Origin of the sequence: Pseudarthrobacter cremeus, assembly GCF_051857465.1 — a bacterium.
Lineage (GTDB): Bacteria > Actinomycetota > Actinomycetes > Actinomycetales > Micrococcaceae > Arthrobacter.
This window is the reverse complement of the sequence record NZ_JBPZHC010000004.1, coordinates 26,178-52,225: the sequence shown is the minus strand read 5'-3', so window position 1 is coordinate 52,225 and position 26,048 is coordinate 26,178. Positions and strand designations below refer to the sequence as shown.

General features: G+C 64.6%; 17 protein-coding genes. 12 read left to right on the top strand and 5 right to left on the bottom strand.

Annotated elements, in window-relative coordinates; all coding sequences use genetic code 11:
• Nucleotides 1-83: 83 nt before the first annotated feature.
• From mtrB to secA, 6 genes are all read left to right on the top strand, one after another.
• Complete coding sequence (gene mtrB / locus ACS5PJ_RS08775) at nucleotides 84-1,829, top strand: MtrAB system histidine kinase MtrB (RefSeq protein ID WP_439434791.1); 1,746 nt, start codon at nucleotides 84-86, stop codon at nucleotides 1,827-1,829.
• Entirely contained in the window at nucleotides 1,826-3,541 is a 1,716-nt protein-coding gene (locus tag ACS5PJ_RS08770; protein WP_439434527.1) for an LpqB family beta-propeller domain-containing protein, read from the top strand. Before mtrB ends, ACS5PJ_RS08770 begins: the two co-directional genes overlap by 4 nt.
• 95 nt (nucleotides 3,542-3,636) lie before the next feature.
• The gene (locus tag ACS5PJ_RS08765) at nucleotides 3,637-4,572 is read left to right on the top strand and encodes a ComF family protein (RefSeq protein WP_439434526.1); all 936 of its coding nucleotides are present in this window, start codon (nucleotides 3,637-3,639) and stop codon (nucleotides 4,570-4,572) included.
• Between the two features lie 145 nt (nucleotides 4,573-4,717).
• Nucleotides 4,718-5,452: a ribosome hibernation-promoting factor, HPF/YfiA family gene (gene hpf, locus ACS5PJ_RS08760; RefSeq protein ID WP_439434525.1), complete on the top strand. Its 735-nt coding sequence runs from the start codon at nucleotides 4,718-4,720 to the stop codon at nucleotides 5,450-5,452.
• Between the two features lie 21 nt (nucleotides 5,453-5,473).
• Nucleotides 5,474-6,745 carry a winged helix-turn-helix domain-containing protein gene (locus tag ACS5PJ_RS08755; RefSeq protein ID WP_439434524.1) on the top strand — a complete coding sequence of 424 codons (1,272 nt, stop codon included), beginning with the start codon at nucleotides 5,474-5,476 and terminating at the stop codon, nucleotides 6,743-6,745.
• A 41-nt stretch (nucleotides 6,746-6,786) separates the two neighbouring features.
• A complete protein-coding gene (gene secA / locus ACS5PJ_RS08750) occupies nucleotides 6,787-9,528 on the top strand; it encodes a preprotein translocase subunit SecA (RefSeq protein WP_439434523.1) in 2,742 nt (913 codons plus the stop codon).
• Between the two features lie 130 nt (nucleotides 9,529-9,658).
• Here the strand turns inward: secA and ACS5PJ_RS08745 are convergent, their stop codons facing one another.
• Both ACS5PJ_RS08745 and ACS5PJ_RS08740 read right to left on the bottom strand, forming a co-directional pair.
• Nucleotides 9,659-10,129, bottom strand: coding sequence for an Rv3235 family protein (locus tag ACS5PJ_RS08745; protein WP_439434522.1), 471 nt, complete (start codon nucleotides 10,127-10,129; stop codon nucleotides 9,659-9,661).
• 148 nt (nucleotides 10,130-10,277) lie between these two features.
• Nucleotides 10,278-11,102 (bottom strand): LysM peptidoglycan-binding domain-containing protein, encoded by an 825-nt coding sequence (locus ACS5PJ_RS08740; RefSeq protein WP_439434521.1) that lies wholly within the window; start codon nucleotides 11,100-11,102, stop codon nucleotides 10,278-10,280.
• 146 nt (nucleotides 11,103-11,248) lie between these two features.
• On the opposite strand from ACS5PJ_RS08740, the gene ACS5PJ_RS08735 reads away from it, so the two are divergent.
• A complete protein-coding gene (locus ACS5PJ_RS08735) occupies nucleotides 11,249-11,821 on the top strand; it encodes a hypothetical protein (RefSeq protein ID WP_439434520.1) in 573 nt (190 codons plus the stop codon).
• 35 nt (nucleotides 11,822-11,856) lie between these two features.
• Here ACS5PJ_RS08735 and ACS5PJ_RS08730 read toward each other — a convergent pair whose 3' ends face one another.
• Nucleotides 11,857-12,072: a helix-turn-helix domain-containing protein gene (locus ACS5PJ_RS08730; RefSeq protein ID WP_309811174.1), complete on the bottom strand. Its 216-nt coding sequence runs from the start codon at nucleotides 12,070-12,072 to the stop codon at nucleotides 11,857-11,859.
• 152 nt (nucleotides 12,073-12,224) lie between these two features.
• Between ACS5PJ_RS08730 and ACS5PJ_RS08725 the strand changes: the two genes are divergently transcribed.
• The 4 genes from ACS5PJ_RS08725 to ACS5PJ_RS08710 are packed head-to-tail and all read left to right on the top strand — an operon-like array spanning nucleotide 12,225 to nucleotide 20,581.
• Nucleotides 12,225-12,869 (top strand): hypothetical protein, encoded by a 645-nt coding sequence (locus tag ACS5PJ_RS08725; protein ID WP_439434519.1) that lies wholly within the window; start codon nucleotides 12,225-12,227, stop codon nucleotides 12,867-12,869.
• Complete coding sequence (locus tag ACS5PJ_RS08720) at nucleotides 12,866-14,173, top strand: CpaE/TadZ family protein (protein ID WP_439434518.1); 1,308 nt, start codon at nucleotides 12,866-12,868, stop codon at nucleotides 14,171-14,173. Before ACS5PJ_RS08725 ends, ACS5PJ_RS08720 begins: the two co-directional genes overlap by 4 nt.
• A gap of 57 nt (nucleotides 14,174-14,230) precedes the next feature.
• The gene (locus ACS5PJ_RS08715; RefSeq protein ID WP_439434517.1) at nucleotides 14,231-19,084 is read left to right on the top strand and encodes an NAD-glutamate dehydrogenase; all 4,854 of its coding nucleotides are present in this window, start codon (nucleotides 14,231-14,233) and stop codon (nucleotides 19,082-19,084) included.
• Nucleotides 19,085-19,111: 27 nt separating this feature from the next.
• Nucleotides 19,112-20,581 carry a sensor histidine kinase gene (locus tag ACS5PJ_RS08710; RefSeq protein ID WP_439434516.1) on the top strand — a complete coding sequence of 490 codons (1,470 nt, stop codon included), beginning with the start codon at nucleotides 19,112-19,114 and terminating at the stop codon, nucleotides 20,579-20,581.
• Between the two features lie 200 nt (nucleotides 20,582-20,781).
• Here ACS5PJ_RS08710 and ACS5PJ_RS08705 read toward each other — a convergent pair whose 3' ends face one another.
• Nucleotides 20,782-21,030: a WhiB family transcriptional regulator gene (locus tag ACS5PJ_RS08705; protein WP_003804966.1), complete on the bottom strand. Its 249-nt coding sequence runs from the start codon at nucleotides 21,028-21,030 to the stop codon at nucleotides 20,782-20,784.
• A gap of 340 nt (nucleotides 21,031-21,370) precedes the next feature.
• Between ACS5PJ_RS08705 and ACS5PJ_RS08700 the strand changes: the two genes are divergently transcribed.
• On the top strand, nucleotides 21,371-21,769 hold the full coding sequence (locus ACS5PJ_RS08700; RefSeq protein WP_439434515.1) for a hypothetical protein: 399 nt from the start codon (nucleotides 21,371-21,373) through the stop codon (nucleotides 21,767-21,769).
• Here ACS5PJ_RS08700 and ACS5PJ_RS08695 read toward each other — a convergent pair.
• Nucleotides 21,726-25,883, bottom strand: a complete 4,158-nt coding sequence (locus ACS5PJ_RS08695) for an FtsK/SpoIIIE domain-containing protein (protein WP_439434514.1) — start codon at nucleotides 25,881-25,883, stop codon at nucleotides 21,726-21,728. The two genes, ACS5PJ_RS08700 and ACS5PJ_RS08695, sit on opposite strands and share 44 nt — an antisense overlap.
• Between the last annotated feature and the right edge of the window lie 165 nt (nucleotides 25,884-26,048).

Genomic DNA, 26,048 nt, shown 5'->3' with positions numbered 1-26,048 from the left:
GCCCCGAACATTCCGATGCCCTGGCCGCCGAACTGGCACGGCTGCCGTTCCGGGCAAGGATCTGGCGGCGCCGCAGCCTGATTGTGGGCCTGCGGGTGGCACGCCTTGTGCGGATTGGACTGAGCCGCTTTTTCCCGGCCGTCCGCTATCTGGTCCGGTCCGTGCAGCGCCGCTGGCGGCGGTCCCTGCAGTTCCGGACCGTATTGACCACCCTGCTGCTGGCCGTGACCTCGTTCGGGGCTGTGGGGGCGTACTTGTCGAACCAGATTGCCAACAACCTCTTCCAGGAGCGGCTGACCCAGGCTGAATCCGAGACACGTTACAACGTCAAGCAGGTCCAGGACACGTTCGACGGCGCCCAGGTCACGGACCAGTCCAGCGTGATCACCCTCGTCTACGACACCCTGAACGCGGTGGAGGGCCGGGGATCCGTCATCCAGCGCCGGTACGTCTTTGAGGCGATGCCGGAGCAGACCAAGCCACGGAACAGGTGGGTCGAGTCCAGGGCGTCGGACCAGTTGACGGTCAGTGTCATCCCGCCTGAACTCCGGAAGGCGGTCCAGGAGTCGGGCAAGGACCAGTACTGGGCATCCACCGTTATCCCGGTGGGGACCGAAGACCGGCCGGGCATCGCGGTGGGCAACAAGGTGACGTTCAACGGGACCGTGTATGAGCTTTACCTGATCTACGACCTCAACACCGCCCAGAAGACCCTGGACGAAATCCAGGGCGTCCTGCTGGCCGGCGGCGCGGTGCTGGTACTGATGATCGGCGCCATCGCCTGGTACGTCACGCGGAACGTGGTCAGCCCGGTCAGCCATGCTGCCCTGGTGTCGGAGAAGCTCGCGGCCGGCCAGCTGCAGGAGCGGATGGTGGTCAAAGGGGAGGACGAGGTTGCCCGCCTTGGCGCCTCGTTCAACCACATGGCTGCCAGCCTCCAGGAGCAGATCACCCAGCTGGCTACGCTGTCCCAGATGCAGCAGCGGTTTGTCTCCGATGTCTCCCACGAACTTCGCACACCGTTGACCACGGTCCGGATGGCCGCTGAAGTCCTTTACGACGCCCGCCATGACTTCGATCCCATCAACAAACGCTCGGCGGAACTCCTCTATAACCAGGTGGAAAGGTTCCAGTCCCTCCTGGCCGACCTTCTGGAAATCTCCCGCTTCGACGCCGGTGTGGCCATGCTTGACGCAGAGCCCGAGGACATCCTCCAGGTGATCAATCACGTCATTGACGGGGCGGCTCCCGTCGCCGCCGAGTACGGGTCCGAGATCATCCTCCGGGCGCCCGCCGAAGGCATCGTGGCGGAAATGGACGCCAGGAGGATCGACAGGATCCTGCGGAACCTCATTCTGAACGCGGTTGAGCACGGCGAAGGAAAACCGGTAACCGTCACTGTCGCGGCCAACCAGGGCGCGGTGGGCATCGCTGTCCGCGACCAGGGGATCGGCATGACTCCGGCCGAGGCTGCCCGGGTTTTTGACCGGTTCTGGCGCGCCGATCCTGCGCGGGCCCGGACCACCGGCGGCAGCGGCCTGGGTCTGTCCATCGCCATGGAGGACACCAAGCTCCACAACGGGTGGCTGCAGGCGTGGGGGAAGAAGGGCAGCGGATCCAATTTCCGGCTGACCATACCGTTGCGGCAGGGCGGGGAAATCGACCGCTCGCCCGTCCAGCTGGAACCGGAGGACATCTTCCTGCCCGGCGTGCCGCAAGAGAACAAAATGGTGGTGCTGGACCCCGGGCCGGCGGTGCCCGTCAGCGTTTCGGCCTCAAGAGGTGGCACCCGGACCGGGACGGCCGCGACATCGAAGGAGTCTCCATGACCGGACCTCAAGTGCGGGGACCGCTGAAGGCCGTTGTGCTGCTCGTCGTCGTCCTGCTCCTTGCTTCCTGCGCGCGCATCCCTACTTCCGGACCCGTCGGAAAAAGCGCAGAGGGCAGCGCAGGCAACCTTAATGCCCCGGTCTTCCTCCCGGCGGCGCCGCAGCCCGGGGCGACCCCGGAGAGCATCATCGATTACTTTTACCGCGCGGGTACCGGATATGAGGGCGACTACGCTGTGGCCCGGGAGTACCTGACCCAGGCGGCGTCAGTGGCGTGGAAGCCGGACCAGCGTGCCCTGGTGTACCGCGAAGCGCAGGTGGTAGGCACCGGCGTCGAAAATGTCTACAACTACCAGCTGGACGTTGCCTACACGGTGGACGTTGACGGAATCGCCACCCAGACCCCGGCCGGCACCATCGAAAACATTCCTGCCACCGTGACGCAGGTGGACGGCGAATGGCGGATTTCCGCCATTCCGGACGGGACCGCGATCCCGGAGGAAACCTTCAAGGTCATCTACGGCGCGTACCCCATCTACTTTTACGATCCCAGCTTCACCTATGCCGTGCCTGACGTCAGGTGGTTCATCAAGAACAAGACCGTCAAGGCGATGACCAGCGCCCTTCTCGCCGGCCCAGCCCCGTATCTCAGGGGCGCCGTGGTGAGCGCCTTCCCTTCCGGGATCAAACTTGCGCGCGAGTCGGTGCCCGTTGTTTCCGGGGCGGCGCAGGTGGACCTCAGCGCCAAGGAACTGACAGAGGCATCCACGGAGGACCGGCTCCGGATGCAGACCCAGCTGGCCCTGACGTTCCGCAGCCAGCCCGACGTCGTCAATGTCGAGCTGCGCGCCAACCAGGACCTCGTGCGGGTCGAGGACAACGGCTCGGTGCTGCCACCGGTGCGGGACAAGAACGTGCCCGGGCGGCAGATCGCCGTCAGCGGCAATGAGCTGGTGCGGTACGAGAACAACAGGGTGTCCCCGCTTCCGGAAATGCAGCCTGTTTCCTCGCTCGCGCCCCGTTACCCGGCTGAATCCCCGGTATCGCAGAGCGTCGCATTCCTCAACGAGAGCAGGACGACGCTCTACAGCATGTTGCCGGGACAGCCCGCGCGGGCGCTGACCACACGCAGCACCATCACTCACCCCTCCTTCAGCCTCTTTGACTGGGTGTGGGCCGCCGGGCCCGGCGCCAACGGAGGCACGGAGGTGGTGGCCTACCGTCCTGTCGGCGTGGCCGAGGGCGCGGCGGTTCCCACGGTGACGCTCTCGCCGTCCTGGCTGGCCGGACGGATCGTCAAGGATTTGAGGATCTCCCGCGAAGGCGTCCGGGCTTTGGTAGTTTCGGAGCAGAACGGCAAATCCAAGGTGCAGATTGCAGGGATCATCAGGAATGCCGACGGCACGCCCAAGGAACTGACGCCGCCAATGACGCTGGTGACGGCAGGTGACCCTGACCAGGGAGTCTGGGTCAACGACACCACCGTTGCCGTGATGAAGGGTTCGGCGGCTGAAAATGTCACTCCGGAGCTGCTGTCCCTGACCTCCGGGCAACCGCAGCAGCTTGCGCCATGGCCGGGGCTGGTCTGGCTCAGTGCGGGCAACGGCGTGGAAGAGATCTACGGCCAGTCGGCGGAAGGGGTCTTCCAGCGACTGGGCAACGGCTGGTCACCCCAGCTCAAGGGTCCCATCGATCCCTCGTTCGCCGGGTAGGACGTCGTGGTCCACGGCTCAAAACGTCGAACCCGGTTTCCACATAGTGCCTGCCCGGCCTTGCCGGGCGGATCAGGCAGGGCGACTCTGGTGGCGTGAGCAACGAACAGCAAGCGGTCCGCCCGTCCCGCAGTGAGGCATCTGTGGATCCGGACCTCCAGCCACCTTCCCTGGTATCCGCCAGGCACCGCAGTGGACACCGGCCGCGTTGGCTCAGGGGGGTTGAGAACCTGGCTGCCGCCGGCTCCGAACTATTGGCACTCGCCGTCCCGGTGGACTGCGTCTGCTGCGGTGCCGAGGACCTGGCGTTGTGCGTCGCCTGCGAACGCCAGGTCCGGCTCCTCACCCGGCACCCCTTCAGGGCCGAGGAGCAGGCACCGGCACTCATGAATGTCGACGGGGGCATCCTCCTCCCGGTAGTGGCCGCCGGGGTTTATCGCGAGGAGCTTGCCCAGGCCGTGCTCTCCTTCAAGAGCCACGGCCAGCACCAGCTCAAGTCCGTGCTGTCCAGGGGGCTGGAAAGGGGAATCGCCGCAGCAACTGCGGGCGTCGACGGCGTCTGCCTGGTGCCGGTGCCAAGCAGCGCCACTGCCTTCGTGAAGAGGGGCTTCAGCCCCGTCCACCTGCTGCTGGCGGCGCTGGGGCGGGGCACCACCGGTGCCCATGCTCCGGTGGTTGATGTCATCCGGAAGTCCCGCCGTCGCGCGGCCCTGGAAAAGCTGCCAGGGGGACAGAAGGGACTTGGCCGCGGAGCGAGGGCGCGGCGGGTCAGGGGCTCCATGACAGTGCCCGGGTACAAGCGCTCCCGGGTGGCGGGCCGCAGGTGCATCATCGTCGATGACGTCCTCACCACAGGCGCAACACTAGCGGAGGCGGCCCGCGCCCTCCACCTCAGCGGTGCCGTAGTAACGGGCGCTGTGGTGCTCGCGGCGACACGCCCGCCCGATTCAGCCGGCGGCGGATCTACATCCCCGCCAGCCCGCGCGAAGGTGCCCGTCTTAGAAAAAAATAAACGAATAAAGGATGAATAACGGGGGGCTATGAACTAACGTCGGTGGTGGGTACCAAGAACAAGTTGTACCTTTCGATAGCGGCTCGGAAAGGGGCTTGACTGTCAATCAGATCGGCTCCTGGGATGTTCCGCCGTCGTGTCACCGAAGTCATTTGGAGGGCACCATGGAGTTTATGATCAGCGGACGAAATCTGACGGTCTCAGACCGCTTCCGCGAATACGCCGGTGAAAAGATCTCGAAGATCGAGTCACTGGGCGACAAGGTCCAGCGCGTTGACGCGAAGGTTTCCAAGGAAACGAATGCACGCCAGACCGGTGACCAGCTCACCGTTGAAGTGACAGTTCTGGGCCGGGGACCTGTAATCCGTGCCGAAGCCAGCGCCGCAGATAAATTCGCTGCGTTCGATCTTGCCTACAACAAGCTCCTTGAGCGTCTCCGCCGCGCCAAGGACCGCAAGAAGGTCCACCACGGGCGGCATACACCCAAGGCCGTTAGGGAAGCCACAGCCGAACTGGAGCCCGCCAGCGCCAACGAACCCATCTACGTTGAGGCGAGCCATCGCCAGGAGCCGCAGGAATCGCCTGTTGAGCGCTCGCCCTATGAGGTTGAGAACGACATCCCTGCCGGAGATTCCCCGGTGCTGATCCGGCGCAAAGTCTTCCCCGCCGCCTCACTGACCCTCGATGACGCAGTGGACAACATGGAGCTTGTCGGCCACGATTTCTATCTCTTTGTGGACAAAGCCACGAATACACCCTCCGTCGTCTACCGCCGCCGTGGCTGGACCTACGGCGTGATCACCCTGGACCACGAGTGCGAACCAGGGGAAACGGCAATCGAAGAGAAAATCCTCGCCTACCGCTCCGGTGACGAGGCCTCACAGGTTCAAGGCGCCTGACGACCACAGGAAAGGACTGCAGTGCCAGCAACGCTGAGCCTTAACCAGGCCCGGCGGGTCGCCCTGGCAGCGCAGGGACTGGACAAAGGACGGCCCACCGGCCCCGTGACCTCACGGACGGTGGGCCGCACCTTTGCCCGGCTCCAGCTTGTCCAGATCGATTCCGTCAATGTGCTGTCCCGCAGCCACTTCCTGCCCTTCTACTCCCGGCTTGGCAACTACGACCGCTCGATCCTGCAGCGGATGTCCGGCTCACACCCCAGGCGCATGATGGAGTACTGGGCCCATGAAGCGAGCTTCATCAGGCCGGAGCACTTCCAGGACCTCCTTTTGTGGCAAAAACGGAAGTGGGTAGGAGCTTCCGCCATGGACCCGGAGGTCTTCGAAGCGGTGTCAGGCAAAGTCCTGGACACCCTTGCCCGCGGACGGGCCATGACGGCGGCCGAACTGACCGCCAGTATCGGGCATGTGGAGGCCAAACGGGATGCAAACTGGGGATGGAACTGGAATGCCGTTAAAAGGGTTCTGGAACACCTGTTCGAGGAAGGGCTCATTTCTTCAGCATCGAGAACCGACCAGTTCGAGCGAAGGTACGCGCTGACAGCCCGGGTGCTGCCGGACCCGGCGGCTTATACGGAAACCCCGGACCCGGTTCAGGCCATGAACCGGCTCATCGACGCCGCTGCCCGGGCCCATGGGATCGGAACGGTGAAGTGCTTCGCAGATTATTTCCGGACACCAGTCAAGGCCGCCGCACAGTCCGTTGAGTATCTGACCAGGACCGGCCGGCTGGAGCCGGTCACTGTCGCCGGCTGGGACAGGAAGGTGTTTCTGCATACCGATGCCAAAATGCCTCGCCGGGCCACGGGGCGGGCTTTGCTCAGCCCTTTTGATTCCCTGGTCTTTGAGCGGCGCAGGCTCGAAGAGCTCTTCGGGTTCCACTACCGGATCGAGATCTATACCCCGGAGCACCGCCGCCGCTTCGGGTACTACGTTCTGCCTTTCCTCCTGGGCGAAGCCTTCGTGGCCCGCGTTGACCTCAAAGCCGACCGGGCAGCCGGAAAACTGCTGGTCAGGTCCGCCTACGCTGAGCCGGATGCGCCGCCAGGTACCGCCGTCGAACTTGCCGCCGAGCTGGAACTGATGGCTGAATGGCTGGGGCTGGCGGACATCGTGGTCACCCCGGCCGGCGACCTGGCCCGGTCCCTCGCGGCCGCCCTGCGCCGGCCGCCATGGTCCGCTCCGCTCTCAGGGAACACCGGCCGCGTGGCCTGTGTCTCTCCCGTAGACTAAAAACGCCAGAATCGGCGGCATAAGACTGGGAGTATCTTCACGTGGCATCACTTATCGAAAAACTTCTCCGCACGGGCGACAAGAGAACCCTGCGGCAATTGCGGACTTATGCCGACTCGATCAATGCACTGGAAGACTCTTTTAAGACCTTCACGGATGCCGAACTCCGCGAGGAAACCGATCATCTCCGCGCCCGCTATCAGGGCGGGGAGCAGTTGGACGATCTCCTCCCGGAAGCCTTCGCCGCCGTGCGTGAGGCCTCGTCCCGCACGCTGGGGATGCGGCACTTTGACGTCCAGCTGATGGGCGGCGCCGCCCTGCACCTGGGCAACATCGCCGAAATGAAGACCGGTGAAGGAAAGACCCTCGTCGCCACGGCCCCGGCGTACCTCAATGCCCTCACGGGAAACGGTGTCCATGTCATCACGGTGAACGACTACCTGGCCGAGTACCAGTCGGACCTCATGGGCCGCGTCTACCGTTTCCTCGGCCTGACCAGCGGCTGCATCCTTTCCAACCAGGATCCCGCAGTGCGCCGCCAGCAGTACGCCGCGGACATCACCTACGGCACGAACAACGAGTTCGGCTTCGACTACCTGCGCGACAACATGGCATGGGACAAGTCGGAGCTGGTCCAGCGCGGCCACCACTTCGCCATCGTTGACGAAGTCGACTCCATCCTTATCGACGAGGCCCGCACGCCGCTGATCATTTCAGGCCCTGCCCAGGGTGATACCAACCGCTGGTACAGCGAATTCGCCAAGGTTGTGCAGCGCCTGAAGGCCGGTGAGGACTACGAAGCCGACGAGAAGAAGCGCACGGTCGGTGTCCTTGAGAGCGGCATCGAAAAAGTCGAGGACTACCTGGGCATCCAGAACCTCTACGAGTCCGCCAACACTCCTCTCATCGGATTCCTGAACAACGCCATCAAGGCCAAGGAACTGTTCAAGCGGGACAAGGACTACGTCATCCTCGACGGCGAGGTGCTGATCGTTGACGAACACACCGGCCGCATCCTTGCCGGGCGCCGGTACAACGAAGGCATGCACCAGGCCATCGAGGCCAAGGAAGCTGTGGAGATCAAGGCCGAAAACCAGACCCTGGCCACGGTGACGCTCCAGAACTACTTCCGCATGTACTCCAAGCTGTCGGGCATGACCGGTACGGCCGAGACTGAGGCCGCCGAGTTCATGGGCACGTACAAGCTTGGAGTGGTGGCTATCCCCACCAACCGGGACATGCAGCGGATCGACCAGTCCGACCTCGTGTTCAAGAACGAAAAAGTCAAGTTCGACGCCGTCGTGAAGGACATTGCCGAGCGTCACGAAAAGGGCCAGCCTATCCTGGTGGGCACCACCAGCGTTGAAAAGAGCGAATACCTCTCCGGGCTGCTCGCCAAGGAAGGCATCAGGCACGAAGTCCTGAACGCCAAGAACCACGCCCGTGAAGCGGCCATAGTTGCGCAGGCCGGCCGCAAGGGTGCGGTCACGGTTGCCACCAACATGGCTGGCCGAGGCACTGACATCATGCTGGGCGGCAACGCCGAGTTCACTGCGGTGGCCGAACTGGCCAAGCGGGGTCTGGATCCGGAAGAGAATTCCGAGGAATACGAGGCCGCGTGGCCTGCTGCTTTGGAGGCGGCGAAGCAGTCCGTGAAGGACGAGCACGAGCAGGTGCTCGAACTTGGCGGCCTGTACGTGCTGGGAACTGAACGGCACGAATCCCGCCGCATCGACAACCAGCTCCGCGGCCGTTCCGGACGCCAGGGCGACCCCGGCGAATCGCGCTTCTATCTCTCCCTGACCGATGACCTCATGCGGCTCTTCAACTCCGGTGCCGCCGAGCGGCTGATGAACAGTTCCGTTCCGGATGATGTGGCACTCGAGTCCAAGCTGGTTTCCCGGGCCATCGCGTCCGCGCAGGGCCAGGTCGAGGGGCGGAACGCCGAGCAGCGCAAGAACGTCCTGAAGTACGACGACGTGCTGAACCGCCAGCGCGAAGCCATCTACGGTGACCGGCGCCGGATCCTCGAAGGCGACGACCTGCACGAGAAAGTGCAGTTCTTTATCGAGGACACCATCACCGCACTCATCGACTCGGCCACGGCCGAGGGCAACGGGGATGACTGGGACTACACCCAGCTGTGGACCAACCTGAAGACCCTGTATCCCGTCAGCGTGACACCCGAAGAGATCATCGACGAAGCCGGCGGCAAGTCCAGGCTCACCGTTGAATTCCTCAAAGAGGAGCTGCTCTCCGACGCCCGCGTGGTTTACCAGGCCCGCGAAGAGGTTATCGGTTCCGAGAGCATGCGTGAGCTTGAACGCCGCGTGGTGCTGTCCGTCATCGGACGCAAATGGCAGGAACACCTTTACGAGATGGACTACCTGAAGGAAGGCATTGGCCTTCGGGCCATGGCCCAGCGCGACCCGCTGGTGGAATACCAGCGTGAAGGCTTCACCATGTTCCAGTCCATGATGGAAGCCATCCGTGAGGAAAGCGTGGGCTTCCTCTACAACCTTGAGGTAGAAGTGACTCCCGCCCAGGACGTGGTGGTGGCCGATGCCGCCGGTGGGCACACCGAGCACCTCGAACCGCAGATCCGCGCTGCCGGGCTCGAAGCGCCGGAGAAGCCGGCCCAGCTGCAGTACACGGCCCCGGGCGAAGACGGAGCCTCGCAGACCCGGGTGGAGGGCCGCTCCTCATCCAGGTCCGGCAACCCCGCCAAGGCCGCAGCGCAGGATGCCACGAAGCGTCCGCCGGCAAAGAAGAAGCGCCGCTGACCGGCGGTTTCGGGGGCCGGTCGGCCCTCAGCGACAGGGAACCCTGAAAGGTAGAGAACCCTGACTGACAGAGAAGTGCCCGGCGCGTCAGCTCCGGGCACTTCACCTTTTTTGTGCACGGACTTCCGTGTCAGCCAATCATGAATTCGGTTACCCGCCAGACCTGCTTGCTCCGCTCAAGCCGGACAGCCACTGCCCGGGCCCGCACATCGTCAACCACCACGGCGCTTGCCTCGTAAATGCCTGGGGCCACCTCGCACGCCCGGACAGAGCGGACCGTGGAGTTCTTATGCAATCTGGCCAACAACGGCGAGGCGGTACGGGATTGTTCGCGTCGGATGAGGGCTGCACGGTGCTGGAGCGCCGCCAGGCAGCGCGGATCCAGGCGCCGGGCGAGCTGGTGGACCGGACGGATCCCGGCCAGGACCTCCATGGCTGCCTGCACGGTGCTTCGGGTGATGGCCAGGATTTCGGAGTTCTCGTCTGCCGCCCGCAGCGGCGGGCCGGGCGCCGTTGTTGCCGGGAGGGGGACACAGCGGACTGCGGCCGCGGGGCCTGGGTTGGCCATGGTGGCTGAGCGGATTGGTGTGACGGCGTTCATGTGATTCCCCTTGAATGTGCGGACCTGCGGACGAGCGGATGTGCGGATGACGGGTGTGCGAATGAGCGCATGTGCTGTTCGCGCGTCCGCGGATAACCTGGAGCAGAGGCGTGGATGACCCAGTAGCGTATGACCGTTGACATGCCGGCTACGCCGTTGAGGGTGATTTCAGGATCTGTCCTGGCAACAGGACGTGGGGACTCTCCCCGATCTGGGCTTTGTTGGCTTCATACCAGCGCGGCCACTGGAGAGCGACGTCTACATCTGTTGCCGATGGACCTAACTGGCGGGATGCGATATCCCAAAGCGTGTCGCCTGCCAGTACCGTGACTTCCCGCGGCGGTGCCGGCAGGCCTTGCGCCGCGCGGACGGGCTGCGCCGCCAGCAGCCCGGGATCGGTGACCGGAGCGCTGGGACGCCATTCAGGGCGTACGGCTGGCGCCGGAACTGCCGAAGACTGCGGTTCGGCAGGATGCGTTTGCCTGGCTGCGGCCTGCGTATCCGGGATACCTGTTAGCGCGGCAGCCTCCGAGTCAGAGGTGGGTGCCCATTGCGCCTGGACGGCTACCTCCTGCGCTGGTAGCCAGGCCGGCCCGGCTGGCGGAATTGCCGCTTGAGCAAGCGGAGCGGACAGCAGTTGCACCGAGAAGGCGGCGAGAGCGAGTCGGCGCATAAAGGCCGGACAAAATCTGCCTGCCTTTGCTGCGGCCCGCTTTCGGCCGTATTTCTCCAGTACGGCCACAGTTGCGGCCAGCAGAACGGACATCATCCACCAGGTCACAATGGCAAGCCCGGCACAAACGGCTACGGCCCCGAGCAGGTCATCGATGTCTGGCCCTTGCCGGCGGGCGGCGGACTGTTGCCAGCGCTCCATCAAGCCCATGCCCGTGAGAAGCAAAAGTGATCCAAGTACCAGAACGGACACAGTCATGGCCGCATCAGCCCTGAGCCCCCGTGCGGTTGTAGTGGCCATACTGTTCCATCTCCCGTTTGATGCAGTTTGATGCTGTTTGATACATCTAAAGTCAGTTTGACCGAGGCGAACTCGTTTTGTCCATAGATTGGAAAGAACTCTTTTGCGATTGACCGCCAAGGAAGCGGCCGCTTACGCTTGGCCCCATGCGTTGGGATGCTCTGTTCAGTGACATGGAAGCGCAGTTTGCCGAGGGCAGCACGCTGGAGGTCGAAGCCGAGATCTCGGAGCGGGCAAGAATAGAAGCGTCGTCCGTTGCCCTGGCTGACAGGCTTCGGGGCTCAGTGAACAGCCATGTTGCCGTCCACCTGCTCTGCGGGAGGATCTTCGAGGGAACCCTGAGCCACGCCGCGGCAGATGCCCTGGTTCTTACTGAGGTGCGCCACCAAATCCTGATTCCGTACGGCGCCGTTGCACGCTATACGGGGCTGGGGCGCATCTCCCTCGCCGAGCCTTCACAGGTGCGGCGGCGGATCGGGTTATCGTCGGCGTTGCGTGGCCTCGCCCGGGACCGGTCTGAGTTGGTGGTGACGCTCCGTGGCGGGCCCGAAGGAGACCGCGGACTCAGCGGTGTCATCGACAGGGTGGGCAGTGACTTCTTTGATGTGGCGCTGGTCAGTCCTGGGGAAGCCCGGCGCGCATCGCAGGTCCGGCAGGTTGCGACCATACCGTTTGAGTCGCTGGGTGCCATCCGGTCACGGACCGGCACCGAGTTGTAGCAGTTATGGGGATGTGCCCGGCTGCCCAGGCGTGCTCAGGCCTGCTTTGCTTTCGCTTCCTGAATCATCCGGCTGGCCTCGGCGTAGCGCTCCTCGATGTATTGCTCCAGCATTTTTTCCTCAACCCGCCATTGTCCCCTGCCACCAACCTGGATGGCTTTGAGTTCGCCGCTGCGGACCAGTGCGTAGGCTGCCGGCGAGTTGATCTGGAGTTGTTCGGCAACGTCCGCAAGTGTGAGGAATCTGGGCATGCATTCATTTTGCCACCGAAGAAGCCATCTGGTGCTGTTATCCACAGTTTGACGTTGTTTGGGCTTTTGACTTTTGTTCCGGGGTGCATGCCGCAACAATGAGGTGTCCGGGATGCAGCAAGCTGTCCGGCGCGAGTCAGGGGGAGAAACGCATGAGCCATGATGCTGCAACCGCGGGAGCCAGGCTGAGGCCGCCGTCATGGAAGGATCCACGGCTGCTGGTCGGAGTATTGCTGGTCCTGGCATCAGTTGTGGGAGTGATCTCCCTTGTCGGCAGTGCTGACCAGACCACTGAGGTCTATGCGGCCAAAGACTCCATTGCCGTGGGCGAGAAGCTGACCACCGAAAACGTTGTCCGGGCGAAAGTCCGGCTCGGAGAAACTGAAGAGCACTACGTCACTGTCGAGGCAGGGCTTCCGGAAGGGCTGGTAGCAGTCCAGCGAATCGGAAAAAGCCAGCTGGTGCCCAAGGAAAGCCTCGCCAGTGTTGACGTCCTGGACCGCAAGCCGGTTGCGGTGACGATCGAGGAAAAACTCCCGCCGCAAGCCGTGGCCGGAACGCGTGTAGACGTCTGGGTTGCGTCCCCCGACGCACGGAACGGCTTCAGTGAGCCGAAACTGCTGCTCCCAGGCGCCGAAATCGCGCAGGTGACTGAAGGCTCCACTGCCTTGGGGTCATCCCGCAGCACAGTGCTGATGGTCCTCGTCGCGAACAGCCAGATGCCGGCCCTGTTGGGAGCCCAGGCGAACCAGGCCAAGATTTCTGTGGTGTGGAACCCGGGCGGCGGGCCGTCATGAGCATCCCCGTGGTGACTGTCGGGCAGGCCCAGGAGGACGTCGTCGGCGGTTTGGAAAGGCTGCACGGTCCTGTGACGGTGGTCAGACGGTGCACTGAACTGACCGAACTTCTGGCCGCCTGCCAAAGCGGTCTTGCCAGGGCGGCGGTAGTGGCCGACGGCTGCGAAGGCCTCACCGCTTCCCTTGTTGACAGGCTCGGCGCCGTCGGCGTGGCGATCATCGCACTCACGGACAATGCCGAGGAAGCTGCCCGGCTGCGGGGGATCGGCGTGGCGTCCGCCTTGGCCGGAGTCGAATCGGCCGCACTGGCTGGCAGGATTGCCGAGGCGGTTGCCCAACTGACCGGCACCACGCGGGACGTTGGCTATGGCAGCGGCGTGGGTGATACCGGTGCTGCGCTGCGCCCGCTGCCCGCGGAACAAGCGGATGTGCCTCCAGCCTCCGGTACCGGGAGGATCATTGCTGTCTGGGGTCCGGCCGGTTCCCCCGGAAGAACTTTTGTCGCCGCGAATGTTGCAGGGGAGCTGGCGGCAGAAGGCAAGTCCGTGCTCCTCGTTGACGCGGACAGCTACGGAGCCAGCATCGCGGCGGTCCTTGGGCTGCTCGATGAATCGGCCGGCCTTGCCCAGGCTTGCAGGCTGGCGGACCAGGGGTTGCTGGATGCCGATGCCCTGCTGAAGGTGGCCACACCAGTGACTACAAAACTGGGAACCTTCCGCGTCCTGACCGGCATCACGCGCGCCGACAGGTGGACTGAGCTGCGGGCCGCCGCCCTGTCGCTGGTGCTGGACCGCGCGAAGGAGATTGCCGACGTCGTGGTGGTGGATTCGGGGTTCTGCCTGGAAGCAGATGAGGAACTCAGCTTCGACACCATGGCACCGCGCCGGAACGCCGCCACCCTCCGGAGCCTGGAAGTGGCGGACACAGTCTTCGCCGTGGGGGCCGCTGATCCGGTGGGCGTTCCCCGGCTTGTCCGCGGGCTCGCTGACCTTGAAACGGCAGTACCCCACGTGTCGCCTGTTGTAGTGCTGAACAAGGTGCGGGCCTCGGCGGTGGGCAGATCGCCGGAACGTCAGCTGCGGGACGCCTGGCAGCGGTACGGCCCGTCGTCAGCCATCACTGCCTTCCTTCCGGCGGACAGCGCTGTGGCCGACGCAGCCCTGCTCGGCGGGTCATTGCTGCTGGAAACGGCCCCGGATTCGAAGCTGAGGCGGGCCATAGCTGATTTGGTTTGTGCACCTGTCCAGCGATCTTCCCGATCCTCTGTATTTTCTTCCACACCGAGGCGCCGCTCGAAGGATTAGGCTCACCATAGGAGCTGCAACGGGGCAGCAAAAAACTTCTTATGGAGGCGTTTGTCAATGTCGTCTGGATCCAGCGTGGAGGATCAGTCCCTGGCCATTGAAGACCGGGAGGGTTTCCTGGCGGACTATTACGAGCATCTGGCAGAGGAGGACGCCCGGAGCTATTCCCCGGATGTGCTGGCCACCCGGGCGGAAAGGCACCGCCAGGTTGCAGCAGGCCGGTTGCCGGGCCAGGCGAAGGTTTCCATCGTCAACGAGGCCGACAGCAGCGTCGTATACGTCGTCACCGACGATATGCCTTTCCTTGTTGACTCGGTCAATGCGGAGCTGGTCCGCCAGAAGGCAGCCATCCGCCTCGTCCTTCACCCCTTGTTTGTCGTGACCCGGAACCGGGAAACGGGGCAGCTGGTCAAAGTCGACCGCGTTCCTTCCCACATCGGCATCTCCAGCGGCGACACCGCGGCGATGCCCATCATGTCCCACCTGATCGCGCAGGGCGAGAATGCCTCCCACATGGAGTCGTGGATCGCTGTGGAGATCAACCGTGTTTCCCAGGGTACGCAGGCCTCAATTCTGGACGGCCTGGACCGGATCCTCGGCGATGTCCGCGCCGCCGTCGAAGACTGGCCCAAAATGCGGAACAAGGCCCTGCAAATTTCCGCCAGCCTGGACCAGGTTGCCAACCCCGCCCAGATCGCCGAACTCAGGCAGGCGCAGGAACTTCTGCGCTGGCTGGACGATGGCAACTTCACCTTCCTCGGCTACCGCGAGTACGACCTCATCACCGTGGACGGCGAGGACGTGCTGGAACTGCGCGAAGACAGCGGACTTGGCCTGCTCCGCGCCAAGCCGGACTCGCCGCACGTACAGCATCTGACGGAAGTGGGCCGCCGGAAGGCGCGGGAGAAGCGGGCGCTGGTGATTACCAAGGCGAACTCCCGGTCCACCGTCCACCGCGCGGCGTACCTGGACTACATAGGCGTCAAGAGCTTTGATTCGGCGGGCAACGTCAATGGCGAGCGCCGCTTCATCGGCCTGTTCGCTACGAGTGCCTACACAGGGTCCGTCCGTGACATCCCCGTCGTCCGGGAGAAAGTGGCGGCAGTCCTGGGCAGCGCAGGCTTCCCGCCGGACTCCCACTCCGGCAAGGACCTTTTGGGCATTCTCGAGACATACCCGCGTGACGAGCTGTTCCAGATCGAAACCGAAGATCTGGCCGCTACGGCTACCGGCATCCAGAAGCTGCAGGAGCGGCGGCGTACGCGGCTCTTCCTCCGCCCGGACATCTACGGCCGCTTTATGTCGGCCCTGGTGTATTTGCCGCGCGACCGGTACACCACCAACGTCCGGCTCCGCATCGAGGAAGAACTGCGGTCCACCTTCCAGGCCGAGTCCATCGACTACGAGGCCAGGATGACTGAATCCGCGCTTGCCCGACTCTTCTTCCGGATCCGCCTGCCCAAGGGTGCGGACGTCAGCCCTGTCAACACCGACGAACTCGAAAAACGGCTCGTCCGGGCCTCCCGCTCGTGGAGCGAGGGCATCGCCGAGGTCCTGCGGGAACGCGGCGCTGATGAGCATGCCAAAGAGCTCGCCAGCCTTTGGTCCGAAGCCTTTCCTGCCGGCTACCGTGTTGACTACGAGGTGGAGGACGCGCTCGAGGACATCACCCGGTTCGAGAAGTACGGGGCCCAGGCGGAGCGCGCAGACGGTGCAGCCCAGGAACGGCCCGGAGTCAACGTGTACCTGCCCCGGGGAGCGGGCGAGGTCCTGGAGGAGGACGCCCGCGTCAAGCTGTACATGCTGGAGCCCAAGAGCCTGAGCCAGATCCTGCCGTATTTCCACAACATGGGACTGGAGGTGCTGGATGAGCGGCCCTTCGAAATCGAGACTGCTGACCGGCGCGACTTCTTCCTTTATGACCTCGGGCTGAAGTACCCCGCGGGCATTGATCCTTTGGCCACGGGCCAGCTCCTGGCTGACTCGTTCGGCGCGGCGATCTCCGGCGCGGTGGAGTCGGACAGCTTTGACCGGCTGGTGCTGCGTGAGGGCATGCAATGGCGCCAGATCACGATTCTGCGGGCCTACGCGCGGTACATGCGTCAGATGGGGAACACCAACTCCGTGGGATTCATGGCCGACACGCTGCTCGCGAATCCCCAGGTCACCAAAGCCCTGACCGCACTGTTCGCTGCGCGGTTCGACCCGGAACTGGGCAACGACGAGCGCGTTGCAGCGCAGGCCAAGGTCCGCGCCGAACTGTCAGCTGCTATCGAGGAGGTGGAGACGCTCGACGCCGACCGCGTGCTGCGGACCTTCGCCAACCTGATCGAGGCCACCCTTCGCACCAACTACTACCAAAACAAGCCGCACCTGAGCTTCAAACTCGATCCTTCACGGATTGAGGGGCTCCCGTTCCCGCGCCCGAAGTTCGAAATCTGGGTCTATTCGCCCCGGGTCGAGGGCGTCCACCTCCGCTTCGGCAAGGTGGCGCGCGGCGGCCTTCGCTGGTCAGACCGCCGCGAAGACTTCCGGACGGAGATCCTTGGCCTGGTAAAGGCCCAGACCGTCAAGAATGCGGTCATTGTGCCCACCGGGGCGAAGGGCGGTTTCTTCGCCAAGCGGCTGCCTGACCCCACGGTGGACCGTTCGGCCTGGATGGCTGAAGGCATTGAAAGCTACAAGACGTTCATCCGCGGACTGCTGGACCTCACTGACAACCTCGTCACTGAAGCTGCCGGGGAGACTGTTGTTCCGCCGTCGGACGTTGTCAGGCACGACGACGACGACTCCTACCTCGTGGTCGCGGCCGACAAGGGGACGGCGACGTTCTCCGACATCGCCAACGGGCTCGCCGAAGAGTACGGATTCTGGCTCGGCGATGCCTTCGCTTCCGGCGGTTCGGTGGGCTACGACCACAAAGCCATGGGCATCACCGCCCGCGGCGCCTGGGAGTCGGTCAAACGCCACTTCAGCGAGCTCGACGTAGACACCCAGACCCAGCCCTTCACAGTGGTGGGCGTGGGCGACATGTCCGGTGACGTGTTCGGCAACGGCATGCTGCTCTCACGGCACATCCGTCTGCTGGCAGCCTTTGACCACCGGCATATTTTCCTTGATCCTGCCCCTGATGAGGAAGCATCATTCGGGGAACGGCAGCGGCTGTTTGACCTGCCCCGGTCCTCGTGGGATGACTACAACAAATCCCTGATCAGCGAAGGCGGCGGCGTCTATCCCCGCCAGGCCAAAGCCATTCCGGTCTCGCCGCAGGTCCGGAATGCCCTCGGCCTCCCCGAGGCAACCACGGAGTTGAGCCCGCCCGAACTGCTCCGCGCCATCCTGCTGGCCCCGGCGGATCTGCTGTACAACGGCGGAATCGGGACCTACGTCAAGGCGAGCACCGAAACCCACGCGTCCGTGGGCGACAAGGCGAACGATGCCATCCGCGTGGACGGCAAGGACCTGCGCGTCAAAGTTGTTGGCGAGGGCGGAAACCTCGGCATGACTCAACGGGGCCGCATCGAAGCCGCGCTCCAGGGTGTCATCCTGAACACCGATGCGATCGACAACTCTGCGGGTGTGGACTGCTCGGACCATGAAGTCAATATCAAGATCTTCGTGGACCGGATGGTTGCGGCCGGCAAGCTGTCCGCGGAGGAACGGGCAGGCTTCCTTGCATCCATGACGGATGAGGTGGGGCGGCTGGTCCTGGAGGACAACGTGGACCAGAACATCCTGCTCCTCAATGACCGGATGCGGGTGGCAGAGTGGAGCCCCAGCTACGAGCGCCTGATGGACTGGCTGGAGAAGTCGGCGGACCTGAAGCGTGACCTCGAAGCGCTGCCCAGCACCGAAACCCTGCGGGAGCGGCTTGGCCAGGGCCAGGGCCTGACATCGCCTGAGCTTTCGGTGCTGGCGGCCTACGCGAAGATCGAGCTCGCGACGGCGCTGCGGGAGAGCGACCTTGCCGACGATCCGTGGTTCCGCGGGACCCTGCGCGCCTACTTCCCGAAGCAGTTGCGTGAACGGTTCGACGCCGAACTGGACACGCACCCGCTGCGGCGCGAGATCATCGCCACGGTGGTGGCCAACGACATGATCAACATGGGCGGGATCACGTTCGCATTCCGCACCATGGAGGAGACTTCCGCCACGGAGGTGGCGGTAGCCAAAGCTTTCGTGGCACTTCGCGAAATCTACGAACTGGACACCATGGTGGGCGAGCTGAACGGACTGCCGGCATCGTTCCCCACCGAACACTGGAGCACTGTCCACCTGGACATCCGCCGCCTGCTGGACCGCGCCGTCCGCTGGCTGCTGAGCCAGGGCGGCACGTCGCGCCCCATCGCCGAGACCATCGAAGAGTTCAAGCCGCTGATGGATCCGATGCGGGCACGGCTGCTGGACTACCTGCGGGGCGATGACCGTGAGCGGGTGGCCGGCTGGCTGGAGAAGGCACGCGGGTGGGAACTTCCGGAGGACCTGGCGCTCCGCTGGGCTGAACTCTTTGAGAGCTTCGTCCTGCTGGACATTGCCAAGATCGGTCACGCCCGCAAGGAACCTGTGGAGGAGATCGCGGCCGTCTATTACACAGTGTTCAACCGCTTCCACATCGACTCCCTGCTGGAACGGATCACCGGCCTGCCGCGGCAGGACCGGTGGCAGGCTCTGGCGAGGGCAGCGCTGCGGGATGACCTCTATTCCACCGTTTCGGACATGACGACGGCGGTGCTTGAGTCGACGCCGTCGGACGGCTCTGCGGAGGACAGGCTGAAGGACTGGGAGGCCCAGAATGCGGAGCAGTTGGGACGGGCGAAGACCATGTTCGACGAGGTCAACTCCCTCGAGTCCGACGACATGGCCTCACTGTCGGTAGCATTGAGGCTCTTGAGGTCAATCGTCCGACGCTAGGAATCTGGCGTCGCAACTGGAGGTGCAGTGGCAATCTTTACGGACCCCATCAGGGAACATGCTGATTTCGGGCCGGGCGATGCCGAATGGCTGCACCTCCTGGTTGGCGACTGGCAGATGGTGGCGGACCTGGCGTTCGCTGACCTGGCCCTTTGGTTCCCGCACCCGGATTACGGGTATGTGGCGCTGGCGCACGTGAGGCCGTCGACAACCCACACCGTCTTCCATGGCGACTTCGTGGGGGAGCCGATCCGGTCGGACCTGAAGCCGCTGGTGGACAAGGCCTGGGGGAGCCGTGCGATAGAGAGGTCCAGCGAGACCAACTGGAGCACCGACATGGCGTTGCGTGTGGAGGCGGTTCCGATGGTCCGCAACGGCCGAACCCTGGCCGTGGTGACAACCCATATGGATCTGTCCAGTTCGCGGATGCCCTCCCGGCTCGAACTGACCTACCGGCAGTGCGCCTACGACCTCCTCCGGATGGGAACACTGGGGCTGTGGCCGGACTTTGCGTCGCCCACGGGTTCGCGCCGGGGCGCTCCGCGTGTTGGTGACGGGCTCATCAGACTCGATGCTGAGGGAATCGTGCAGTACGCGAGCCCCAACGGTGTGTCCGCATTCCGGCGCCTGGGCGACGGCGAGTCCCTGGAAGGCCGTTCACTGGCCGAAGTGACTGCCAGCCTGCTGCGGGACCGGCGCATGGTGGATGAGACCCTTCCCCTGGTTGTCACCGGGCGTATGCCCTGGCGCAGTGAGATCGAGTCGCGCGGCGTGAGCCTTTCGCTGCGCGCCATCCCGCTGCGGGACGAGCAGCAGCGCTTCGGCGCGCTGGTGCTGTGCCGCGACGTCTCCGAACTCCGGCGCAGGGAGATGGAACTCGTCACCAAGGACGCCACCATCCGCGAAATCCACCACCGGGTGAAAAACAACCTGCAGACAGTCGCCGCCCTGCTGCGCATGCAGTCCCGGCGCATGGTCAGCGATGAGGCCAAGCAGGGCCTTGAGCAGGCCATGCGCCGGGTGGCCACCATCGCGCTGGTCCACGAAACGCTGTCACAGGGCCTGGCGCAGAGCGTGGACTTTGATGAGCTCATCGGCCGCCAGTTCAGGCTGTCCGCCGAGGTGGCCTCGCCTTCGCAGCAGGTCAAGACCGAGCGTTCCGGGCTTTTTGGGGAACTGCCCAGCGACTTCGCCACGCCGCTGGCCCTGGTCATCAACGAGCTCGTGACCAACGCCGTCGAGCATGGCCTGGAAGGGCGCACCGGGACCGTGTGGCTGATGGCGGACCGTTCCGAGGAGGAGGACGGCGAGGAACTGTTGACCGTCACGGTCGCCGACGACGGGGTGGGGCTGCCTGATACGCCGCACGTCGAGGGGCTGGGGCTCCAGATTGTCCGCACCCTTGTCACCAGTGAGCTGGGCGGTTCCATCCAGTGGCGGCCCCGCGAGGGCGGCGGCACTGCTGTCCAGATCCGGCTCAGCCTGGCGACGAGGTAGGTCCCGGCGGGGTCGCTCCTGGGGGCCTCTGGTTCGCGGCCTGACCGCGACTTCCGGTGACCAGGGGCGGCGCTCGACGCCGCTCAGGCGCTTAAAGGGCAATGGCCGCGATTCCTCAAAGGATCGCGGCCATCACCGTCTGAATACGTTGGCGCCTCATCGGCGCCGGTTTGTCCTTGCTGTTGCCTAGGAGCTGTTGCCTAGGAGGCGCGGCGTGCGCGTGCTGCGCGGCGCTTAAGGGCGCGCCGCTCATCTTCGCTCATGCCGCCCCATACGCCGGCGTCCTGGCCGGACTCCAAAGCCCACTGGAGGCACGTGTCAACAACCGGGCAGCGGCGGCAAACACTCTTGGCTTCCTCGATCTGGAGGAGTGCCGGCCCCGTATTTCCGACAGGGAAAAACAGTTCCGGGTCCTTGTCGAGGCACGCCGCGCGGTTACGCCAATCCATGCTGATCAGTTGCTCCATTTCTGGGAAAAGCTCTTGTGAAATTATTCACGAGTGGCTACAAAGGAAAGGGGCCCTACGGGGCCCCCTTGTCATCTGAGTCAAGCCTGTCATGTTAACGCTGTGTAAACAAGGGGTAATACGGCTTGAAATCCCCGGATTGCTGAGCGATGCATCACATGTCTGCTGCCGACCCGCACCACTGTCCGACTATGTCCGGTAGGGTGCCAGTGTGTCAAGACCCCCCGTGAACCCTTCAGATCTGTCGCCCGAGCCTGATCCCGGCCGGCCTGGTCGTCCGGCCGGCACCGGAGCGTCGGCTGGATCCGGACAGGTGCCCGCGGTGAGGCGTCCGCGCGGCATTGCGGTGATAGCGCTGATTGTTGCCGCAGAGGCCACCGCCTTGTTCGTTGCCGCTGCCTGGTATGGCTACGAACTCCTGACCGGCGCGCCGGTTCTGTCCTTTGCCGGTGCCATCTTCACCTGGGGTCTGCTGCTCGCTTTTTCAGCCTGGCTGTATGCGGTCGCCAACTTCCTCTTCCGGGGGCGCCGCTGGACGCGGGCGGCCGCCCTGGTTGCCCAACTGTTTGTGCTGACCATCGGCTTTCCCACTCTCACCGGTGGTTTTGTACTGGCAGGGATTGCCATGCTGGTCCCTGCTGTGACGGCCCTGGTTCTCCTGTTCGACAAACGCGTCATCAGCTATGCCTCCCAGACCGGCGGCTTGCCGCCGGCGCTGTAGCCACCGCTGCCTGTCGGGCGGCCGGTGCTGCGGCCTCATCCGGTGGTAGCCAGCCCAGCTGGACAGGCATGGCGCGGCCGTTATGGATCAACACGCTGCGTCCCGGGGGAGGGTTTGGTTCCGCTTCGAACCGAATCCCAAAGAGGTCTCCGTCCAGGAAGGTCCTGGGCGCGATCAGCACTCCCGTGCCTGAGTTGCGGGCCTGCAGCGCCAAGGGAATCCGCTGCGAGAGAATCGGGCTGAACCCGGCCGTGAAAACCATGGTGACGCCGAGCGAATTCAGGTCAGCCAGATCGCGGTTCACTTCCTGCGGCAGCAGGTCGGCGTCGTCAATCAGGGCCACAGACCGCCGGTCAATTTCGCCGGCAGCCACCTGTCGCAGGACGTTGGGCCAGTAGACCGCGGGTTCGGCTGCCTCCTCACGCCCGAGCCAAGGTCCTGAACAGGGGTTGAGGCCAGGCAGGAGCCGGAGAAAGGATGACTTTCCGGAGGAGGGGCCGCCCAGTATGGCAAGTACCCCGCCGGACTGCAGCCTGACGGATACCGGCTCCAGTTCGTCGCCGCCGACACCGATCCGGACGAGGCGGTGCCCCGGGGTGGGCTTGGACAGGGTTGGCGCCGCCGGTATCTGACGCGCCCGGACCGTCTCCGGCAGTGGCTCTACGCGAAAGGGCCGGCTCAGCAGGAAAGGTTCCTGCGCTTGGCGGGCCGGGAATGCCGGAGCTTCGGGGCGGCGTGGCGCGTAGAACTGACAAACGGCGGTGTCGCTGGCAGAAAGCGACCCGGCGGCCACCAAGGCCCCTACCGCGATGCCCCGCCCGGGTGCCGACAAGGTAGATGGCAGTTTCGGCCAGGCAAGTCGACTGTCTTCGCTGGACGCGGCCGGGAAGTACACCCGGTTGGGAAGGGCTGCGAAGAATCTGGAAGTGACCAGTTCGCGCTGCCCTGAGATGACGACGGTGATGCCGGCCCGGACGCCGTCGCGGATCAGGTCATGGAGGAGTTCCTCGGCCCACCCCAACGGCCCGGCACGAAAGGCCGAGACCCAGGAACCCCAACCAGCGACAGCAAGTACGAGAGGGGTGTCGGGTGTATCGGGCGAGCGTCCGAGACGCCTGGACTGCTCCTGCGCCAGACGCTGCAGGATGCGGACGGCGCGCCGAAGCTCATGGAGACCGGCCCTGGCACCCACCCGGCAATGGGAAGCAAGGTCCTTGAACGAGCCGTCCGGGTCGAGAATGTACAGGTGTGATTCCACGGGGTGTGACGCCAGGCCCACTACTGCCAGCCGGATCGCCTCCGGCACTCCCGACTCGGCTGCGCCGACAAGCGCCAGGTGTCCGTTCCGGGCAGGTTCCCAGTTCAGGGGTGCTGTCCGTTGTTCAGAGGGGAGATCCATCAGTCCGAGGCTGACGGACCAGGCGTCGCTGTCCTCGCCTCCGGCTGCAGCAGCGGCAGCGTTAGCGGCAACCTCATGTGCACCCGCCGCAGAATCGGCGGCAGTCCGGGGGACAGGGGAGCCCTCGGGCTCGGGAAGAATAAGGGGGAGCGGCGAAGCTACTGGCCTCCGGATGGCTCCGCCGTCCAAAGATTTCCACAGTACGGACATTGCAGCCACCAGCGGAGCGGTTGCCATGGCGGGAGTCTGTTGTGTGCCAACAGCCGCGGAACGCGTTGGTTCCGTAGGAGCGCCAATGTACTCTACGGCCAACCGAACCGAGGTTCCGGAGGGTCCGGCAACCACGGCTCCTGCTGTCAGCGAACCGGCTTGGAACTCCAGCGGATCTTCCGTCCCGCGCGCCAGAAAGGCCCTGCCAGGCGTGTCCACGCTGATGCCGGCGGCGGCTTTGGAATTGATGATGTCCATGGACTCCATCTCGGACTGGACGCGCAGCGCGATGCTGGTGGTCACGTTGGCACGGATGTCCGCCGTCAACGCCCCTTGGGGGCGTTGCGTTGCCATGATGAGGTGAATCCCGAGCGAACGGCCGATTGCCGCGATCCTCATGAGCTCACCGAGGGCCTCGGGCGCATCCTCCACCAGCATGCGGAATTCGTCTATGACAATCACGAGGTGGGGGAATGGTGGGCGAGCAGCTGCTGAGGATCGGTAGGACGACAGATCAGGTGCTCGATCGTTGGCGAGGGCTTCCTCGCGGTATCTGATTTCGGCACGGAGGGACTGCAGGGTCCGGTCCAGCTCGTGGCTCGCGAGATCTGTGAGCATTCCCACGCAGTGCGGCAGCCCGGTCAATGGCCCGAGTCCCGAGCCTCCTTTGAAGTCGACGAAGAGCAAGTTGATACGATCCGGCGGGTAGCTGAGGGCCAGGGCAACAGTGAGGCTTCGCAGAAGTTCGGACTTGCCTGAACCGGTAGTGCCGGCGACCAGCAGGTGGGGCCCGTCGGCTTCAAGGTCGAGTGTGCGTGCACCGCCCGGGGCCACGCCGATGGGGACTGCAAGGCCCGGGCGGTTGCAGTTCTCTGACCACCTTTTCGAAGTTTCCGGAGTTGAGTGGGAGAGCAGGTCCTCAAGCCTGCACGACGCGGGGATGGTTTGGGCGGAGCGGCCGGGCTCAGTGGCATCATGCGCCAACCGACTGCACAACGTGTTGAAGACGTCCAAGGGAACCAGATCCGGCGCGAACCGGACGTCTTCATCACCTGCACGGAAAAGGGATTCCCTCTCACCGAGTTCAACGTCGGCCGGCATCGGGGCGCCGGTGCTGCTCATGAAACGAACGACTTGCCACGCCCCGGCCTGGGCCTTCCTGATGATCTGGTCATCAGACACTGCCGTGTCCAGGAGAATCAACACCGCACGACCCGGGCCGGGACCGCGCTGCAGCATGGTCTCCAGCCCGATTGCTGTGCTGGACAGTGTGAAGTCCTTCAAGTAGCGGGCGCCGAGGGGAAGCTTGTCCACGCCGCCATGAACCAGCACCCGCGTGCCGCGGCCCGAAGGGTAGCCGGCGAGCTGGATGACGAAGGACCGGACGAGTCCATCGACGGATGCCTGCGGCCCCCGGATTGTGGTCACCGGCCTGTCCGGGTTGAGGGCCAACGGAAGCATGCCGCCGGACGGAATGGGCCGGCCCGGATCAGGCGGCTCGAACCGTAGGTTGGCCGGCTGCACGGCCTGGCCCAGGCGCAGCCACATACCGTTGCCCTCGCCAGCACCGGTCGCGCGCATCCGCGCAAGACCGCCCCGGTTGCCACCGCCCCGGACTCTGACTGCGGCGGCCAGGTCGGACAGCGGCGGGGCGGCCCGCCGTCGTCGTTCCTGATCGGTGGCCACGGCGGCGCGGACCGCAGCAGCGAGTTCGCGGCGTTGCCGGCGCCCGGACACAAGAGGCACCACGATGGAGACCGCTGAGACGGCGGTGAAGGCGAGGAACATCCACATGCCGGTGACGACGGCCAGCCCGACCCCGATGACGAGCGGCAATACAGCCGTTACCAGCAGCGCCGTACGGTTGGCAGGATCGTCGCGCCGGCTGACAATCAGCGGCTCGTCGACAGCCAGCCCGGCTTCATCCAATGTGTTCCCGGGCTGTTCGAGGAAGACCAAAGACATGGTCGAATTGCCGCAGCGAATGGTGGATCCGGTCGAAATGATGGCGCTTCGCACGCGCTCGCCGTCCACCTCGGTGCCATTGGCGCTGTCCAGATCCACAATCGAGATAGCGGACTCGGTCACCACCAGGCTGGCATGTTCCCGGGAAAGATCCGCGTCGGGAATGAGGATCTCACCGTGGCTTCGGCCAATGGTGTACGTGCCCCGCCGGAGTGGCACAACGATGCCGGCCCCCGCGCCGCTCTGGACCGCCAGGGCAAGTGAGGCAGGAGGTTCCGGGGTGCGCTGCCTCGGCCTGAGGCCGCCATCCGACGCGGCGCCGTCAACAAGAACGGCTCCGTTGACGAGCGGACGCCGTCCGAAAGTGAGTGAAACCACATCCTGGCCGTCGACGCACACCCGCCCTGTCCCGAAACGCGCGGCCAGTTGTGCCTGCAGTTCCGTTCCGGGCTGCCCTTCCGGGCCCTCGATGGTCAGTTCCGCCGGTGGCTCCTGCAGAGCAGCGCCGGGGCTCCGGACGAGCGTGCAGTGCAACAACATGGTCTTCAGTTCCTCACGATCAGCTTTTCTCCAAGCTAGCCATCAGGTGGGCGTGTGTCGTGGGAGAGGTGTCCCTATGTGGATAAGGACGCGTGCTGGGATGGCGCCTGGGAGTGGGAGATAGGCCACCCGATTGGACGGTCACGACAGGGTCTCGGGTAGGCT

Coding starts and splice junctions, on each gene's coding strand:
- ACS5PJ_RS08770 (WP_439434527.1), top strand. CDS start 1,826: ATGACCGGACCTCAAGTGCGGGGACCGCTGAAGGCCGTTGTGCTGCTC.
- hpf (WP_439434525.1), top strand. CDS start 4,718: ATGGAGTTTATGATCAGCGGACGAAATCTGACGGTCTCAGACCGCTTC.
- ACS5PJ_RS08745 (WP_439434522.1), bottom strand. CDS start 10,129: ATGAACGCCGTCACACCAATCCGCTCAGCCACCATGGCCAACCCAGGC.
- ACS5PJ_RS08740 (WP_439434521.1), bottom strand. CDS start 11,102: ATGGCCACTACAACCGCACGGGGGCTCAGGGCTGATGCGGCCATGACT.
- ACS5PJ_RS08735 (WP_439434520.1), top strand. CDS start 11,249: ATGCGTTGGGATGCTCTGTTCAGTGACATGGAAGCGCAGTTTGCCGAG.
- ACS5PJ_RS08730 (WP_309811174.1), bottom strand. CDS start 12,072: ATGCCCAGATTCCTCACACTTGCGGACGTTGCCGAACAACTCCAGATC.
- ACS5PJ_RS08725 (WP_439434519.1), top strand. CDS start 12,225: ATGAGCCATGATGCTGCAACCGCGGGAGCCAGGCTGAGGCCGCCGTCA.
- ACS5PJ_RS08720 (WP_439434518.1), top strand. CDS start 12,866: ATGAGCATCCCCGTGGTGACTGTCGGGCAGGCCCAGGAGGACGTCGTC.
- ACS5PJ_RS08715 (WP_439434517.1), top strand. CDS start 14,231: ATGTCGTCTGGATCCAGCGTGGAGGATCAGTCCCTGGCCATTGAAGAC.
- ACS5PJ_RS08705 (WP_003804966.1), bottom strand. CDS start 21,030: ATGGATTGGCGTAACCGCGCGGCGTGCCTCGACAAGGACCCGGAACTG.
- ACS5PJ_RS08695 (WP_439434514.1), bottom strand. CDS start 25,883: ATGTTGTTGCACTGCACGCTCGTCCGGAGCCCCGGCGCTGCTCTGCAG.